The sequence below is a fragment of the Vibrio sp. 2304 genome (genome assembly GCF_033339475.1).
GTDB classification, from domain to species: Bacteria; Pseudomonadota; Gammaproteobacteria; order Enterobacterales; family Vibrionaceae; genus Vibrio; species Vibrio alginolyticus.
Genome location: NZ_JAWOUQ010000011.1, coordinates 113,034 through 128,596, shown reverse-complemented (window position 1 = coordinate 128,596; position 15,563 = coordinate 113,034). Strand labels below are relative to the sequence as shown.

General features: G+C 44.1%; 14 protein-coding genes. 4 read left to right on the top strand and 10 right to left on the bottom strand.

Features of this window, described 5'->3' with window-relative positions; genetic code table 11:
* Positions 1 to 4: 4 nt before the first annotated feature.
* The 4 genes from prfB to xerD form a co-directional block, all read right to left on the bottom strand.
* A protein-coding gene (gene prfB, locus R7P64_RS19090) for a peptide chain release factor 2 (RefSeq protein WP_100068604.1) occupies positions 5 to 1,103 on the bottom strand; the annotation gives its coding sequence in 2 pieces (ribosomal slippage) (positions 5 to 1,027 and positions 1,029 to 1,103; 1,098 coding nt in all).
* A 173-nt stretch (positions 1,104 to 1,276) separates the two neighbouring features.
* Positions 1,277 to 3,016: a single-stranded-DNA-specific exonuclease RecJ gene (gene recJ / locus R7P64_RS19085; RefSeq protein ID WP_017821504.1), complete on the bottom strand. Its 1,740-nt coding sequence runs from the start codon at positions 3,014 to 3,016 to the stop codon at positions 1,277 to 1,279.
* Positions 3,017 to 3,059: 43 nt separating this feature from the next.
* Complete coding sequence (dsbC, locus tag R7P64_RS19080; protein WP_318123828.1) at positions 3,060 to 3,848, bottom strand: bifunctional protein-disulfide isomerase/oxidoreductase DsbC; 789 nt, start codon at positions 3,846 to 3,848, stop codon at positions 3,060 to 3,062.
* Positions 3,849 to 3,907: 59 nt separating this feature from the next.
* Complete coding sequence (gene xerD, locus R7P64_RS19075; RefSeq protein WP_005381788.1) at positions 3,908 to 4,825, bottom strand: site-specific tyrosine recombinase XerD; 918 nt, start codon at positions 4,823 to 4,825, stop codon at positions 3,908 to 3,910.
* A 157-nt stretch (positions 4,826 to 4,982) separates the two neighbouring features.
* On the opposite strand from xerD, the gene fldB reads away from it, so the two are divergent.
* The gene (gene fldB, locus R7P64_RS19070) at positions 4,983 to 5,501 is read left to right on the top strand and encodes a flavodoxin FldB (RefSeq protein ID WP_005381790.1); all 519 of its coding nucleotides are present in this window, start codon (positions 4,983 to 4,985) and stop codon (positions 5,499 to 5,501) included.
* Between the two features lie 85 nt (positions 5,502 to 5,586).
* On the opposite strand, the gene brnQ is transcribed toward fldB, so the two are convergent.
* Positions 5,587 to 6,897, bottom strand: coding sequence for a branched-chain amino acid transport system II carrier protein (gene brnQ, locus R7P64_RS19065; RefSeq protein WP_005381792.1), 1,311 nt, complete (start codon positions 6,895 to 6,897; stop codon positions 5,587 to 5,589).
* Positions 6,898 to 7,227: 330 nt separating this feature from the next.
* On the opposite strand from brnQ, the gene R7P64_RS19060 reads away from it, so the two are divergent.
* Together R7P64_RS19060 and srmB are read left to right on the top strand one after the other, a co-directional pair.
* Positions 7,228 to 7,947 carry a tRNA1(Val) (adenine(37)-N6)-methyltransferase gene (locus R7P64_RS19060; RefSeq protein ID WP_318123826.1) on the top strand — a complete coding sequence of 240 codons (720 nt, stop codon included), beginning with the start codon at positions 7,228 to 7,230 and terminating at the stop codon, positions 7,945 to 7,947.
* 107 nt (positions 7,948 to 8,054) lie between these two features.
* Positions 8,055 to 9,278, top strand: coding sequence for an ATP-dependent RNA helicase SrmB (gene srmB / locus R7P64_RS19055; protein ID WP_005381797.1), 1,224 nt, complete (start codon positions 8,055 to 8,057; stop codon positions 9,276 to 9,278).
* A gap of 109 nt (positions 9,279 to 9,387) precedes the next feature.
* Here srmB and yaaA read toward each other — a convergent pair whose 3' ends face one another.
* Positions 9,388 to 10,164: a peroxide stress protein YaaA gene (gene yaaA, locus R7P64_RS19050; protein ID WP_318098444.1), complete on the bottom strand. Its 777-nt coding sequence runs from the start codon at positions 10,162 to 10,164 to the stop codon at positions 9,388 to 9,390.
* 110 nt (positions 10,165 to 10,274) lie between these two features.
* Positions 10,275 to 11,708 (bottom strand): alanine/glycine:cation symporter family protein, encoded by a 1,434-nt coding sequence (locus R7P64_RS19045; protein ID WP_005381800.1) that lies wholly within the window; start codon positions 11,706 to 11,708, stop codon positions 10,275 to 10,277.
* Positions 11,709 to 12,429: 721 nt separating this feature from the next.
* On the opposite strand from R7P64_RS19045, the gene R7P64_RS19040 reads away from it, so the two are divergent.
* A complete protein-coding gene (locus tag R7P64_RS19040) occupies positions 12,430 to 12,615 on the top strand; it encodes a DUF3545 family protein (protein ID WP_005381805.1) in 186 nt (61 codons plus the stop codon).
* A gap of 236 nt (positions 12,616 to 12,851) precedes the next feature.
* On the opposite strand, the gene R7P64_RS19035 is transcribed toward R7P64_RS19040, so the two are convergent.
* The 3 genes from R7P64_RS19035 to nfo form a co-directional block, all read right to left on the bottom strand.
* The gene (locus tag R7P64_RS19035) at positions 12,852 to 13,403 is read right to left on the bottom strand and encodes a hemerythrin domain-containing protein (RefSeq protein ID WP_005381807.1); all 552 of its coding nucleotides are present in this window, start codon (positions 13,401 to 13,403) and stop codon (positions 12,852 to 12,854) included.
* Positions 13,404 to 13,516: 113 nt separating this feature from the next.
* A complete protein-coding gene (gene ung / locus R7P64_RS19030) occupies positions 13,517 to 14,197 on the bottom strand; it encodes a uracil-DNA glycosylase (RefSeq protein ID WP_005382846.1) in 681 nt (226 codons plus the stop codon).
* 289 nt (positions 14,198 to 14,486) lie between these two features.
* Complete coding sequence (nfo, locus tag R7P64_RS19025; RefSeq protein ID WP_017821508.1) at positions 14,487 to 15,371, bottom strand: deoxyribonuclease IV; 885 nt, start codon at positions 15,369 to 15,371, stop codon at positions 14,487 to 14,489.
* Positions 15,372 to 15,563: the final 192 nt, after the last annotated feature.

The window sequence follows — 15,563 nt, the reverse complement described above, 5'->3', positions numbered from 1 at the left end:
AGCTTTATAGACCTGATTTCAGGCTAGCTTCAATAAATTTGTCCAGATCGCCATCAAGAACCGCTTGAGTATTACGGTTTTCAATGCCCGTACGGAGGTCCTTAATACGTGAGTCATCCAATACGTAAGAACGGATCTGGCTACCCCAGCCAATGTCAGACTTAGCGTCTTCATTAGCTTGTTTTTCCGCATTTTGCTTTTGCAATTCAAGCTCAAATAGCTTCGCTCGAAGCTGTTTCATTGCCTGATCTTTGTTCTTATGTTGAGAACGGTCATTCTGACACTGAACCACTGTGTTCGTAGGTACGTGCGTAATACGTACCGCAGATTCTGTGGTGTTTACGTGCTGACCACCTGCGCCTGACGCACGGTAAACGTCAATACGTAGGTCGGAAGGATTAATGTCGATGTCGATGTTTTCATCAATCTCTGGATAGATGAACGCAGAAGCAAATGACGTATGGCGACGACCGCCTGAATCGAACGGAGATTTACGAACAAGACGATGAACGCCCGTTTCAGTACGTAACCAACCGTACGCATATTCACCAGAGATGCGAACTGTTGCCGACTTAAGACCCGCGACTTCACCTTCAGAGACTTCAATCACTTCAGCTTTGAAGCCCTTCGCTTCTGCCCAACGTAGGTACATACGCAGCAGCATGTTAGTCCAGTCTTGTGCTTCTGTACCACCAGAACCTGCTTGCAAATCGATGTAACAATCAGAGCTATCGTGGTCGCCAGAGAACATACGACGGAATTCAAGCTTTTCTAGCTTCTCTTCCAACTCAGCAAGTTCTGGTTCAATTTCGTCAAATGTTTCTTGATCTTCTTCTTCTACAGCCAGCTCAAGAAGACCTTCTACATCTTCCACACCTTGCTCTAGTTGATCAATGGTTTCAACAACCGCTTCTAGTGATGCACGCTCTTTACCCAGTGCTTGCGCACGCTCAGGTTCGTTCCATACATCTGGTTGTTCAAGTTCTGCGTTGACTTCTTCTAGACGCTCTTTCTTCGCGTCATAGTCAAAGATACCCCCTCAGGACATTTGTGCGCTGAGACACGTCCTGCAGACGGTTTTTAATTGGATTGATTTCAAACATGTTTACTCAACATTTTAGAATAGAATTTAACCGAGAAATTCTACTGAAAAATGTGACCGAGATACAGGAAAATTTCGGATGAGAAATCAGATTGCGGTGAGAGAGAGCACGGTCATAAAATTTTACGCCCACTTAGGGGCAACCGTACTCTATAAGAAAGGTTAATCTAGGTATTACTTAGCTTCGATATGGTCGATCATCAATTGCAATGATTGATTACCACGAAATTCATTCACATCCAGCTTATACGCGAGACGTACTGTTTTAACCGATGCATCTGGCCATCGGCGTAGATCAACATTGAATGCAATGCCGTCGATCATCACATTGGTAGGGTGACCTTTATAAAGCGGCTCTAACATCAATTTAAGATGCTTCTCACCCACCAGCTTTTGATGCAGTACTTTAAACTCACCATCAAAGATTGGTTCAGGGAAGGCTTGTCCAAAAGGGCCACCCGATCGCAGCTGTTCAGCAACATGCATAGAGAACTCTTCCGGCTTAAGTTCACCATCTGACATGATCACGCCTTTTAGCGCCGCTTCATCGAGTTCCTTTTTTACCACTTCATCAAACAAACGACTGAAACGCTCAAAATCCTGCTCTTTAATCGTTAAGCCTGCTGCCATGGCGTGTCCACCAAACTTGATGATCAAACCCGGGTTTTGTGTGTCGATGAAATCCAACGCATCGCGCATGTGTAGCCCCGGAATAGAACGACACGAGCCTTTAATCGTCCCTTCTCCGCCATCAGCAAATGCAATGACTGGACGGTGAAACTTCTCTTTAATGCGCGAAGCCAAAATACCAATCACACCTTGGTGCCAATCACGCTGGAATAAGGCTAAGCCATAAGGAAGCTCATTGCCTTCACCAAACTGAAGGCGCTCACAGAAAGCCATCGCTTCTTGCTTCATGCCTTCTTCAATCTCTTTACGAGTTTGGTTCAAGCCATCCAATTCACTTGCCATGCGACGAGCAGCGTGGATGTTGTTACACATCAATAGTTCAACACCGAAAGACATGTCATCAAGACGACCTGCAGCGTTAATACGTGGACCTAAAGCAAAGCCAAAGTCAGACGCAACTAAACGACGCGCATCGCGCTTCGCGACCTCAATTAATGCTTGGATGCCGGGACGCGCTTTGCCAGCACGAATACGTTGCAAGCCTTGGTGTACAAGAATGCGGTTGTTTTCATCCAATGGAACGACGTCGGCGACGGTACCCAGTGCAACAAGGTCAATCAGTTCCATCAATTTGGGCTCTTGCATCCCCTGTTCTGCAAACCAATTGTGTTTTCGCATATGAACGCATAGTGCCATCATGAGATAAAACGCGACCCCTACACCCGCAAGCGCTTTAGATGGAAAGCTACAGCTCTCAAGGTTTGGGTTCACCATTGCATCCACATCAGGCAACACTTGTCCTGGTAAGTGGTGATCGGTAACGAGCACGGTAATGCCATTTTCTTTTGCGTAACGCACGCCTTCGATTGATGAGACGCCGTTATCCACCGTCATGATCATCTCAGCGCCAAGCTCTAAGGCTTGGTCAACGACTTCTGGGCTTAACCCATAACCGTCTTCAAAACGATTTGGCACTAGGTAATCCACATTGTGACTACCAAGCATACGCAGCGCGAGCACTGATAATGCTGAGCTTGTCGCGCCATCAGCGTCAAAATCACCGACAACGATGATGCGTTTTTGTTCTTTTATCGCCTGAAACAAAAGATCGACAGCTTGCTCAATCCCCCCGAGTTTTTGATATGAATGCAACCCACGGGCCGACGTTTCTAATTGTGAAAGATCCGTTATCCCACGGTTGATGTAGATACGTTTAAGAATCGGAGGAATGGAATCAGGAAGAAGGGAAAGATCAGGTTCAGGACGTCGTTGAATTTCTATCATGCTTAAAAGAGCCGACAACTTTGCCGACTCTGCTCCTAATGGATTATAGTTGCTTTAAACGTTTCAATAGCTCTGCAGGTGGTAGGTAGCCACCAACCATTTCGCCATTCGGTAAGAAGAGTGCTGGCGTACCAGAAATACCCAATTGGCGACCTAGATTGTAATGCGCCTGGATGGTTTCTTTACACTGTTTCAGGTCTTTCGCAGGGTTATCAAATGTACGATTCACTTTCGCGTTGTGCATTGCCGACGCCGGATCTTCAGCACACCAAATCGTTGCCATTTGCTCTGCCACAGGGCCAGTTGCACCTTGGCGAGGGTAAGCCATGTAACGCACTGTAATACCTAGATCATTATAGCCTTGCATTTGGCTATGCAGACGCACACAGTAACCACAGGTGATATCAGTGAATACGGTCACAACATACTTTTCATCGTCGGCTTTGTATTCGATCATGCTATCGGAGAACTGCGCAATTTTCTCGGCGTTAAGCGGCGCTTGACGCTCTGCTATGACATCTTTGTAACTGCCATCATCATTAATGGCATAAAGCGTACCGGCGATAAAATGGCTACCATCATTTGAAGCAAACAGGATCCCGCCATTGGTTTGAATTTCCAATAAGCCAGCGACGTCTGATGGTTGAATATCAACGATAGATAAACCAAGCTTTGAGAACTTAGTTTTTAATGCTGCTTCATCAAAGCCGCTTTGTGCAGCTGGCGCCACTTGTTGCGCAGGAGTCTCCGTTTGAGCCTGACTTTCTTCTGCACCACAAGCGGTAACAAAAAATGGTAAAGTCAGCAGAGTTAGTCGGCGTAATACGCTCATGAAATTCACCTTAATGTAAAATCGTTTTTCCAAGAAGACATGGATGAATCTAACCATTGTTATGCTCTTGGGTGGTGTTGACTGTGGATCTGCTTCAATCGTTCAGTCGCCACGTGAGTATAAATTTGCGTGGTCGATAAGTCACTATGTCCTAAAAGCATCTGTACGACCCTGAGATCTGCGCCATAGTTCAATAAATGCGTGGCAAAGGCATGACGCAGTACGTGCGGCGACAGCTGATCAGTATCAATCCCTGCTATCAAAGCATAGTATTTAATACGGTGCCAAAACGTCTGACGAGTCATCTGTCTTGCGCGTTTACTAGGAAAAACAATATCAGATGATGTATCACCAAGTAACGCAGGGCGCCCTTGTTGAATGAACGTCTCGATCCAATCGACCGCGTTTTCCCCCATAGGAACCAGGCGTTCTTTACCACCTTTACCAGTCACGCGCACCACCCCTTGGCGCAAGCTAACATTTTCCATGGTCAAACTGACGAGCTCTGTCACACGCAACCCTGTCGCGTAGAGTAGCTCTAGCATCGCTTTATCGCGCAATTCTATAGGGTCATTCGGGTCTGGCGCTTCGAGCAACGCGTCCACTTGCTCTTCACTAATATCTTTGGGTAAACGTTGTGGCAGTTTAGGGCTAACCAAGAGCGCACTCGGGTCATCAGCGCGCACCTTCTCACGATGCAGGTATTGAAATAAACGACGAATAGCCGACAACATACGCGCACGGGACGTCTGTTTGTAATCTAAGTCTACAAGGTGGCTTTGATATTCTTGCAAGCCAGACAAACTGATAAAATCAAGACGGTATCGATGTTTTTCCATCCACACGAGCAGCTTCATTAAATCGTTTCGGTAGGAAGCCAACGTGTTCTCTGATAGACCACGCTCCATCCACATCGCATCTAAGAATTGCTCAACAAGCGAAAAATCTTGTTGATTGACAGGCTGTTGTGCCGTCATGAATGCTTCCTTATCTGTTTATATTTACAGTATTTAGATTAAAGCACCTGCCAATCCAATACCATAAAAAATCATCCCACATAGGATATTCGCTGCAATCTTCCTCAATTTATGGTTAGAATCTTCCACAACAGCAACACAAATAACGACGAATATAATGAAAATCGGACTCTTTTACGGCTCAACGACCTGCTACACCGAAATGGCAGCAGAGAAAATTCGTACGCTTATTGGTGAAGACCTTGTCGACATTCACAATGTGAAAGAGACACCGTTATCACTAATGGCGGACTACGACTTATTACTCCTTGGCATCTCAACTTGGGATTTTGGTGAAATTCAAGAAGATTGGAACGCGATTTGGCAAGACATCGCGACCACGCCACTGAAAGGCAAAGTTGTAGCGCTGTTTGGTCTGGGTGACCAAGAAGGTTACGGAGAGTGGTATTTAGATGCGATGGGCTTACTTCACGATGAATTGCAAGCCACAGGCGCAACCTTTATCGGTTACTGGCCAAATGAAGGCTACGAATTTGAAGCATCGAAAGCATTGATCGAAGATGGCAGCAAGTTTGTTGGACTTGCGTTAGATGAAGACTCACAGTACGAACTGAGTGATGAACGCATCGAAAAATGGTGTGAACAAGTTCTTGTGGAATTCCACGACACGCTTTAATAGCGCAAACACGTCATCATTAAAAAGTAAAAAGCCCGATGAAGTAATTCATCGGGCTTTTTATTATCTTGATAACGCGAAGTGATTACGCGGTTTCTTGTGCTAGCTCTGGGCGAGGTTTCGCGATGAAGAACATGCACACGATAGCCGCAAATGTTGGAAGCACCCAACCCATGCCGACTTCGAATAGTGGCAACATGTTAAACGCAGAAACATCAATACCCGATACTTTTGCCGCATCAACCAACGCAAACAGCAGAGATACAAGCAGTACTGCACGGTAAGCAAAGCGTGGATTCGGCAGTTTGCTGCGCACAAATGTTAGTGCAACCAACGCAATCGCCACAGGGTACAGCGCAAACAATACTGGCACTGACAGAGAAATCAGCTGCGCAAGACCAACGTTTGCAACCAATGCACAAACAGAACCATTAATCAGTACCCATTGCTTGTATGACAGTGGTGTTTTCGAGCTGAAGAAATCTGAACACGCAGAAATCAAGCCAATCGCGGTTGTCAGACACGCTAGCAATACGATGACAGACAGAACGATTTGACCGTATGGACCAAACAACGCTTGAACGTATTGGCTAAGCACTAGGCCACCATTATCAGCACCAGCAGCAACCGTTGCACTCGTCGCACCTAAGTAAAATAGTGAGATGTAAACAAACGCAAGACCAGCAGCAGCAATACAACCTGCATAGATCAGATATTTAGTAGTTGCAGAGCGCTCAGTAATGCCTTTGCCGCGCAGTGCATCAACCATCAGCATACCAAACATCAATGACGCGAACGTATCCATTGTGTTGTAGCCTTCTAAGAAGCCTTTGGTCAGAGGCTGCGTTAGGTATTCACCGTGCGCGCCAATCATATCGCCCTGAGGATCAAGGAAGACAGCGACAGCAAGAATGATCAAACCAACAAACAATGCTGGTGTCAGTACTTTACCGATAAGATCGATCAAACGGCCTTGGAACCATGAGAACATCATCGCTGCGATAAAGAAGATCACTGAGAACGCTGTCAGATGCGTTTGTGACGCCTCAAGGAAGAAAGGTTTCACCGCCATCTCGTAAGCCACTAGGCCAGTACGAGGCGCTGCAAACGCAGGACCAATGATGATGAAAATCAGTGCAGCCATAAGAACTGCCGCTTTTTTCGGAAGATCTTGCGTCAAGTGATCCCAAGAACCACCAGCAACAGCAATAGCAACGATAGTAATAAGAGGTAGACCTACCGCTGTTAGCAAGAAACCAAACATAGCTGGCATTAAGTTTTCACCCGCTAACTGACCCGCTAGAGGTGGAAAGATAATATTGCCCGCACCTAAAAAGAACGCAAATAGCATAAAGCCTACTGCGATAATATCTGTTAGTTTTAACGTCTGCTTCACAGATAACCCTTGTCTTTTAATTAATGAATGTTGTGTATGCTTAGACCACTTTTTGTATACCTAAAGTCAATAAGTACACGTGGTTCAATCTATAAAATTTTCGCCGCATAATGACGAAAGACTCATCATTTGGCAACCTTTAAGAAAAAAACACCATATTAATTTAGTTTTCAAACTTAAAAGCAGTGGATATAACCAGATCCAAATAACAGACCAGTTCTTTATCTCGATCAATTAACAATACAATTTAATAACCAACAAAACAACAATCTATACAATTAATAAACAATAGAGCAATCCACTTAATTATTGAGCAAATATAAAACAATCATGAAGAACAAAAAACTGAAAACTAAAGGCTTCAATTTTAAGCAATTTTGTATTGAGGGCGGCGAGAGTGGTATGCCAGTCAGCACAGATGGGGTAATGCTTGGTGCTTGGATTCAAAGCCCTAACGACGCTAAAATTCTCGATATTGGCACTGGCACTGGCCTGCTTGCCCTGATGTGTGCTCAACGCTTTACAGAAGCTCAAATAACCGCGGTCGATATCGAATTAACAGCCGTTACTGCCGCGCAAAAAAATATGGCCCAGTCTCCTTGGTCAGATCGTGTAAGTGTGCATCACACCGACATACTGCACTTTACGCCGACACATCCATTTCAACGCATCATTTGTAATCCGCCCTACTTCAACAGCGGCGAACAATCGAAACACAGTCAACGTGCAACCGCGAGGCACACTGATACGCTAGGCCATAACACATTGCTACAGCGTTGCTATCATTTGCTTGATGACGAAGGGAGGGCTAGTTTTGTGTTGCCAATCACCGAAGGCGAGCAGTTCATTGAGCTAGCATTAAACCAAGGTTGGTATCTATTGCGGATCTGTCGTGTGCAACCATCAGAAAAGAAACCAGTACACCGACTGTTATTTGAACTATCAAAACGACCTTGCGATTCGCAAACGTCACATTTAATTATCCGTTCAAATGACGGCTATAGTGATGATTTCATCCAGTTAACTCGCGAGTTTTATCTTAAGATGTGAAATAACATGTGATCCTTATCACCAATCACTTTATAATGTGCGACCTTTTTGTATTCTATGCTGTTGTGGCGAACCATTAACCAAGCTTTGCTTGTGGAGAACTCATTGTGATCAGAACCTTTGCTGAACTTGATCTAGACCAAAACCTACTTGAAGCCATTGAAGAGATGGGTTACGAACGCCCAACAAAAATTCAGGCAGAAGCGATTCCACAAGCGTTGGACGGTCGTGACATTCTAGCGTCAGCGCCAACAGGAACTGGTAAAACGGCCGCCTTCGTCCTGCCAGCATTGCAATACTTGCAAGACTTCCCTCGTCGTAAGCCTGGGCCTGCGCGTATTTTGATCCTAACGCCTACTCGCGAACTGGCGATGCAAATTGCCGATCAAGCACGTGCTTTGGCAAAAAATACCAAACTCAACATTTTCACCATCACTGGTGGTGTTCAGTACCAAGAGCACGCCGACATCCTTGCAACAACACAAGACATTGTGGTTGCGACACCTGGCCGTTTAAAAGAATACATTGATGCAGAACGTTTTGATTGTCGTGCAATCGAATGGTTAATCCTTGATGAAGCAGACCGTATGCTAGATATGGGTTTTGCTCCTACTGTCGATCGCCTATCTAACGAATGTCGCTGGCGTAAGCAAACCCTTCTGTTCTCAGCAACGTTAGAAGGGAAAGGCGTAGAAGGCTTTACCGCTGATCTGTTGAATGACCCAGCAGAGATTGATGCAAAATCACCGCTGCGTGAGCGTAAGAAAATTGCTCAGTGGTATCACCGAGCTGATGATGCTGAACACAAACTGGAATTACTAAAACACATTATTACTCAGCAAGCTGAGCGCACTATCGTCTTTTTAAAGACTCGTGAGCGTTTGGCTGAGCTACGAGCGCAGCTTGAAAGTGCACAGATTCCATGTTCTTGGATTCAAGGTGAAATGCCGCAAGATCGTCGTAACAATGCGATTTCTCGCTTCCGCGATGGTACTGTGAACGTGCTGCTAGCGACGGACGTTGCTGCGCGTGGTATCGATCTTCCGGATGTATCACACGTTATCAACTACGACATGCCGCGCACGGCTGATGTTTACCTTCACCGTATCGGCCGTACGGCTCGCGCAGGTAAGAAAGGTAACGCTATCTCAATCGTAGAAGCACACGACCAACCAATGATGGATCGCGTTGCGCGCTACGTGAAAGAAGACATCAAAGAGCGTTTCGTGAAAGAGATGCGTCCTAAACACAAAAAGCCTGTGTTTAAGAAGAAAAAGAAAAAAGACGACAAGAAAAAAGTAGCGAAAAAGAAAACCGCTAAGAAGAAGTAATCTTGTTGGAGCCAAGTAGCTCAAGCTAGAAAATAACAAAGGGTTGGCAATGCCAACCCTTTTTCGTTTGTGCTGATAGAGATTAACGTCGATTACGTCTCAATCAGCTTTATTTTTGCTCTTCACGTTTAAATACTAACTCTGTTGGCGTCGATTCATCTTCCACAAAGTAGTAACCCGCCGTATCAAACTTAGTCAGGTCTGCCACGCTCTCAACACGGTTTTCAATGATGTAACGCGCCATCATACCGCGCGCTTTCTTCGCGTAAAAACTGATGACCTTGTATTGACCATTCTTACAATCTTTGAATACTGGCGTGATCACTTGCGCATCTAAATTCTTTGGCTTAACCGCTTTAAAGTATTCATTTGATGCAAGGTTGATAAGGATATTATCACCTTGAGCAGAAATCGCTTCGTTAAGCTTGTCCGTAATTACATTGCCCCAAAACTGGTACAAGTTCGTACCCTTGTCGTTTGCAAGCTTGGTACCCATTTCAAGACGGTATGGCTGCATCAAATCAAGTGGTTTTAGTAAACCATAAAGACCCGATAGCATACGCAGATGATCTTGAGCATATTCGAAGTCCGCTTCAGATAAACTTTCGGCGTCTAGACCTGTGTAAACGTCACCTTTAAATGCAAGAATGGCTTGTCGTGAGTTTTCCGTAGTAAACGTTTCACTCCATTCTTGGAATCGGCCCACATTTAAATCGGCAATCTTGTCGCTCACTTTCATTAAAGAGGCAACATCAGCAGGAGTCAGTTTGCGGCAAACATCGATAAGCTCTTTTGAGTATTCGACCAACTCAGGTTGAGTAAATTTTTCTGTCGCTAACGGAGACTCGTAATCAAGAGTCTTCGCTGGAGAAACTACGATAAGCATGACTTTCCCTTCTCTAATTTTGTTTTTAATAGGGTACAAAAAAAGCCATGCATTGTCTGCATGGCTTTTTACATCGTACTAATAGCTTTCAACTATGAGTGATAGCTCACTTAGTCTTTTTTATCGTTGTACCAAATGCCTTCTTCAAGCTGAGATTTCAGCTCTGGGAAGTCATTCGCATCAAATGTTGGCACTTTGCCTTCACCAAGCTGGCGGTTGTAATCTTTTGCCAGTTTAATCACGATGCCAGATAGCAAGATGATCGCCACCAAGTTGACTATAGCCATCAGACCCATAGAGACGTCAGCAAGCGACCATACGACTGGCAACGAAGCTAGTGCACCAAACATCACCATACCAAGGACAATAACGCGGAAAATGCTTAAGCCCGCTTTATGATTGTGCTCTAGGAAGATTAAGTTCGTTTCAGCATACGAGTAGTTTGCAATGATTGAAGTAAACGCAAAGAAGAAGATTGCCACAGCAACAAAGATGCCGCCCCAATCGCCAACTTGTGAGCTCAATGCACGCTGAGTTAGCTCGATACCCGTCACTTCCGTTGCTTGACCGACATACTCACCAGACATCAGGATGATAGCCACTGTTGCAGAACAGATAACGATCGTATCCATGAACACGCCTAGCATCTGTACGTAACCTTGAGACGCTGGGTGTGGTGGGTAAGGTGTTGCTGAAGCCGCCGCGTTAGGTGCAGAACCCATACCTGCTTCATTCGAGAATAGACCGCGCTTGATACCGTTAATCATTGCCTGTGCAATTGCGTAGCCAAGACCACCTGCTGCTGCTTCTTGCAGACCAAATGCACTCTTAAAGATAAGCATCAATACATCAGGTAATTTCTCTAGGTTAGAGAACATGATGAACAGCGCTAGGGCTAGATAAAGTAGTGCCATGATCGGAACGATCATCTCAGCAACTCTTGCGATACGCTTGATGCCACCGAAAATAACAATTGCAGACAGTAGAACAACGGCAATACCGACATACAGGTTATTCCAACCAAATGCGTTGCTCATTGCATTGGCAATTGAGTTAGCTTGTACGGCGTTGAATACCAAACCAAAAGCGATGATTAGGAAAACTGAGAACAACACGCCCATCCAACGCATGCCCAAGCCTTTTTCCATGTAGTAGGCAGGGCCACCACGGTAGTTGCCATCATCATCTTTGGTTTTGTATAGCTGCGCCAGTGTGCTCTCAGCAAACGATGTTGCCATACCAAGCATTGCAATCAGCCACATCCAGAAGATCGCACCAGGACCACCCGCAGTCAATGCCACTGCAACGCCCGCCATGTTACCTGTACCAACACGTGCAGCAAGACTAGTACAAAGCGCTTGGAAAGAGGAAATACCAGCTTTGTCTGCTTTACGGCTGTTCTTAAGAACAGAGAACATGTGGCCGAAATGGCGGAACTGAATGAACCCTAATCGAACGGTGAAGTAAATACCAACACCAACAAGAAGATAAACCAGAATCGAGCCCCAGAGGAGATCGTTCATCAAATTGATTAAGTCTGTCATGTGTACCTCAAAGTGAGTTGCGCCAGTCTATGCGTCCTAGCCATCCACCAAATTGCCTGCTAAGTGTCAAAGTGTGCTTAGCTTTTTAAGTAATGTTTATGGGCAATCTAGAATCGTAAACGTCGCTTCATGCATCCATTTTACGTACCAGCGTATTTTTTGACGGGCGGATAATGCAACCTAGGAGCGCAAAAATCAATATGCAACAATAAGAATAACATTGTTATTTTTCACTATAAAGTCACCAAAAAATAACATAAATAGAAGACTTAACACTCAAACTGCGCAACATTTCAATTACCAAACACCAACATAAATAATTATTCTTCATTAAATGGAATGGCAAACCGTATAAACAAGAACAAGCTAGTATTCACAAGGTGTTACATAAATTTACGCTAGTGACTTACCATCTAATTGAACACTATTTCATCAAACTGATTTTATGCAACTTTAACCTTTGCGCAGTGCACCCATTCATCAAATCGAATTAACATAGAAAATCTCTCTATTTAATCGTTTTCTTGAGATCGTTTGTGCATTTTTTATCCACATCGTTGCAATAAAAAGTGTGATTTTGAGAATATTTTTGCACGAAAATGTCATGCTACCGACACAAATGCGAAATATATCATGGTTATTCTCACGGCTATTGTGGTACTTAAAAAACTCCACAAGGACTGGTTACAACAGTTTAGCTTAAGAAAGGTAAAGGTGGCTTATGGAAGGCTTTCAACTAGATGACATTTTTAATCTGGATACTACCTCAACAACCAAATCTCGTGCCAAACCAGTAAAGCGAAAGTGGCGTGAAATAGAAGAGATGAACGACAGACGCAATTTGCTTAAAGAGCTGCGCGAACTTGATGTCTGTACCGATTATAACTTGGAAGACATTAAACTCTAATTCAAACAAAAGGCACCTTACAGGTGCCTTTTGTTTTTTGTTTACAGTGACCGTAAACACCGTGAGTTTATGTACCAAGGTTTAAGTATGAATACCATTATTACTCAATGAGAATCTTCCGTACTTTTTGCCGAGAAATATGCACACTAAATTTTCGGTTGATTCCCAAGAAATAAGAAATGTATCTCACAAACCCGAGAGACGGCTTTCGCTCGCTCAGGTTTCATCATTCAGTCTTAAACATATTCAGTATCACTTTGACGAACACGTTCGGCCAACTGCTTATAACGATCAGCAATCGTGTCACCAAACACAGGGTCATCCTCACTGACGCTCCATAAGCTCTCGACATGCTGCCAATCTTCTGTGGTAAACAACTCTTCAATGAGAGGCAAAATTTTTCGCTCTTCTAGCTCCAAGTGGTGCCTTTGCGATTCTATGAAATCTTCTAGGTGAGCGACAAACATGTCTTGTGGCACAACAGCATCCTGAAGGATCATCTCTATCACGGATGAAAACTCTCTGGTTTTACTCGCTAACTCTAGATGTTCTTTCTCTAAATTTTCCATGGTTTGTTGCTTACCATAGTGTTCAAGAAAGTGGTGATAGAGGATATCTTCTTTCGGGTGGTGTACTTTCTCCGAATGATTAGAGAGGTAATCAACAATTTCGCTTACTAACGCATAGTTGATTACACGTTCTTTTTTTATCTCATTAAGCTTATGGCGCAGTATCGCCAACAGACGAACCATATAACCATGTTCGCGTCGAATTCTTTCGATCATCATAGCGTCTCTCCTTAACACCTACTTTTAGTAAGTGTACATGAGAAATTTACTATCAGCCTCGAGCGTGCTCAAAAAAACAGCGATCATACCATCCATGATCGCTGTCTCTTCATTTATACCGTTAATGGCAAATGCCAGTTAATTGGTGCTTTTTCTTGTGATGTAAGCAACTGGTTTGCTTGAGAGAAATGCTTACAACCGAAAAAGCCTCGATGTGCAGAAAGTGGCGATGGGTGTGGGGCAGCTAACACATGGTGCTTATTGCGATCGATAAAACGACCTTTCTTCTGTGCATGTGAACCCCACAGCAAGAACACTACACCTTCTTGATGCTGATTAATGGCTTCAATCACTCGATCAGTAAACGTTTCCCAACCTGTCTTTGAATGTGAATGCGCTTTACCTTGCTCCACCGTTAATACCGTATTGAGTAACAATACGCCTTGTTCAGCCCAGCTTTGCAAAAAACCATGCTGAGGGATTTGGAAACCTTCAATATCTTGCGCCAGCTCTTTATACATATTAACCAGTGACGGTGGCGTTTTAATGCCAGGAAGTACAGAGAAACACAGGCCATGCGCCTGATTTGGGCCGTGGTATGGGTCTTGTCCTAGAATCACGACCTTAACGTCTTTGAACTCGGTAAAACGAAACGCGTTAAAGACATCTTTTGCGGGAGGAAAAATAGCTTTGCCTGCGGCGCGTTCGGCTTCAACAAAATTCAAGGTGTCTACAAAGTAGCTCTGCTTTTTCTCTTCGCCGATCACATCGTGCCAAGTGGGTGACTGATTCATGGAAAGTTCCTGTCCTAAATTTTGCTTCTATTCTAACGAGCGAAACTCAAACAAACAAAAACTTACCACGAACTTGAGACAAGTAATAAAAGACTAATGCTTCTGTGGCGTTCGAAAATGCCCCTGTCCGGTAATGTGACGATTAGGCATCGGTAAGCGAAGCACGCGACGAGTGTAAGCATAAGGAGTAAAAGAGAGTGGTCGAGACATGTTGGCATCCTTCTTTGCTAATTCAGAGATTGATGTTCAATGACTAAGAAAGAAAGGTGCCAACTTTGTGGTTACGCCATTAACTGTCAATGGCCGCTAAATGGAATTGACGCAACGTGTTGATCTCTTGCTGCCAAATATCTGGATCAATTGTTTCTAAAATCAGAGGGATACCATCAAAACGAGGGTCTTTCGCGATGTACTCAAAGCAATCCCACCCGATCTCTCCTTTACCAAGAGAATGGTGGCGATCTACTTTGCTGGCAAACTCTACTTTTGAATCATTTAGATGCATTGCTCTTAAATAGTGCATACCTACGATACGGTCGAACTCTGCAAAGGTGCGCTCGCAATCTTCTTTTGTACGTAAGTCATAACCAGCCGTAAAGGTATGGCAGGTATCAATACAAACGCCGACACGATCTTTATCTTCCACTTGCTCGATGATTTCAGCAAGGTGCTCAAACTTCCAGCCTAAGTTAGTACCTTGACCTGCCGTATTCTCGATAACAGCGATCACATTCGGCACCGCTTTATGCGCAAGATTGATCGACTCGGCGATCGTTGCGAGGCACTCCTGTTCAGAGACTTTCTTTAGGTGACTACCCGGGTGGAAGTTAAGCAAAGTCAGCCCTAACTGATTACAACGCTCCATTTCATCAATAAATGCCGCGCGGGATTTATTCAGCTTTTCTTCTTCCGGCGCACCCAAGTTAATCAGATAAGAATCATGGGGAAGAATATGTTCTGCTCCGAAACCCAGCATTTTACAGTTCGCTTTAAACGCACTGATGGTTTTTGCTTCTAAAGGCTTCGCCACCCACTGGCGTTGGTTTTTTGTAAATAGTGCGAATGCATTCGCGCCAATTTCACGAGCTCTCAACGGAGCTTGATCGACCCCACCAGCAGCAGAGACATGTGCACCAATGAGTTTATTCCCAAGCTTGTTTTTCATGTTTGTCATTTAATCACTTTAGACTTTCAGTATTGCTACCTAAATACAGATAGTTGCGTTAGCCAGTTTAAACTTTAATCTCAACTTGTAGTAAATTTACAACAAAACTAGTTATTAAATATTTTTTATATTATCAAATAAATTGTAATTAGTTTGTTTTCAAAGGTTTTATTGATTTAACTCAATAAAATTACCTTAATA

Excerpts from the sequence above, each read along its gene's own strand:
- recJ (WP_017821504.1), bottom strand. The coding sequence starts at position 3,016 with ATGATAGAAATTCAACGACGTCCTGAACCTGATCTTTCCCTTCTTCCT.
- dsbC (WP_318123828.1), bottom strand. The coding sequence starts at position 3,848 with ATGAGCGTATTACGCCGACTAACTCTGCTGACTTTACCATTTTTTGTT.
- xerD (WP_005381788.1), bottom strand. The coding sequence starts at position 4,825 with ATGACGGCACAACAGCCTGTCAATCAACAAGATTTTTCGCTTGTTGAG.
- fldB (WP_005381790.1), top strand. The coding sequence starts at position 4,983 with ATGAAAATCGGACTCTTTTACGGCTCAACGACCTGCTACACCGAAATG.
- R7P64_RS19060 (WP_318123826.1), top strand. The coding sequence starts at position 7,228 with ATGAAGAACAAAAAACTGAAAACTAAAGGCTTCAATTTTAAGCAATTT.
- yaaA (WP_318098444.1), bottom strand. The coding sequence starts at position 10,164 with ATGCTTATCGTAGTTTCTCCAGCGAAGACTCTTGATTACGAGTCTCCG.
- R7P64_RS19045 (WP_005381800.1), bottom strand. The coding sequence starts at position 11,708 with ATGACAGACTTAATCAATTTGATGAACGATCTCCTCTGGGGCTCGATT.
- R7P64_RS19040 (WP_005381805.1), top strand. The coding sequence starts at position 12,430 with ATGGAAGGCTTTCAACTAGATGACATTTTTAATCTGGATACTACCTCA.
- R7P64_RS19035 (WP_005381807.1), bottom strand. The coding sequence starts at position 13,403 with ATGATGATCGAAAGAATTCGACGCGAACATGGTTATATGGTTCGTCTG.
- ung (WP_005382846.1), bottom strand. The coding sequence starts at position 14,197 with ATGAATCAGTCACCCACTTGGCACGATGTGATCGGCGAAGAGAAAAAG.
- nfo (WP_017821508.1), bottom strand. The coding sequence starts at position 15,371 with ATGACAAACATGAAAAACAAGCTTGGGAATAAACTCATTGGTGCACAT.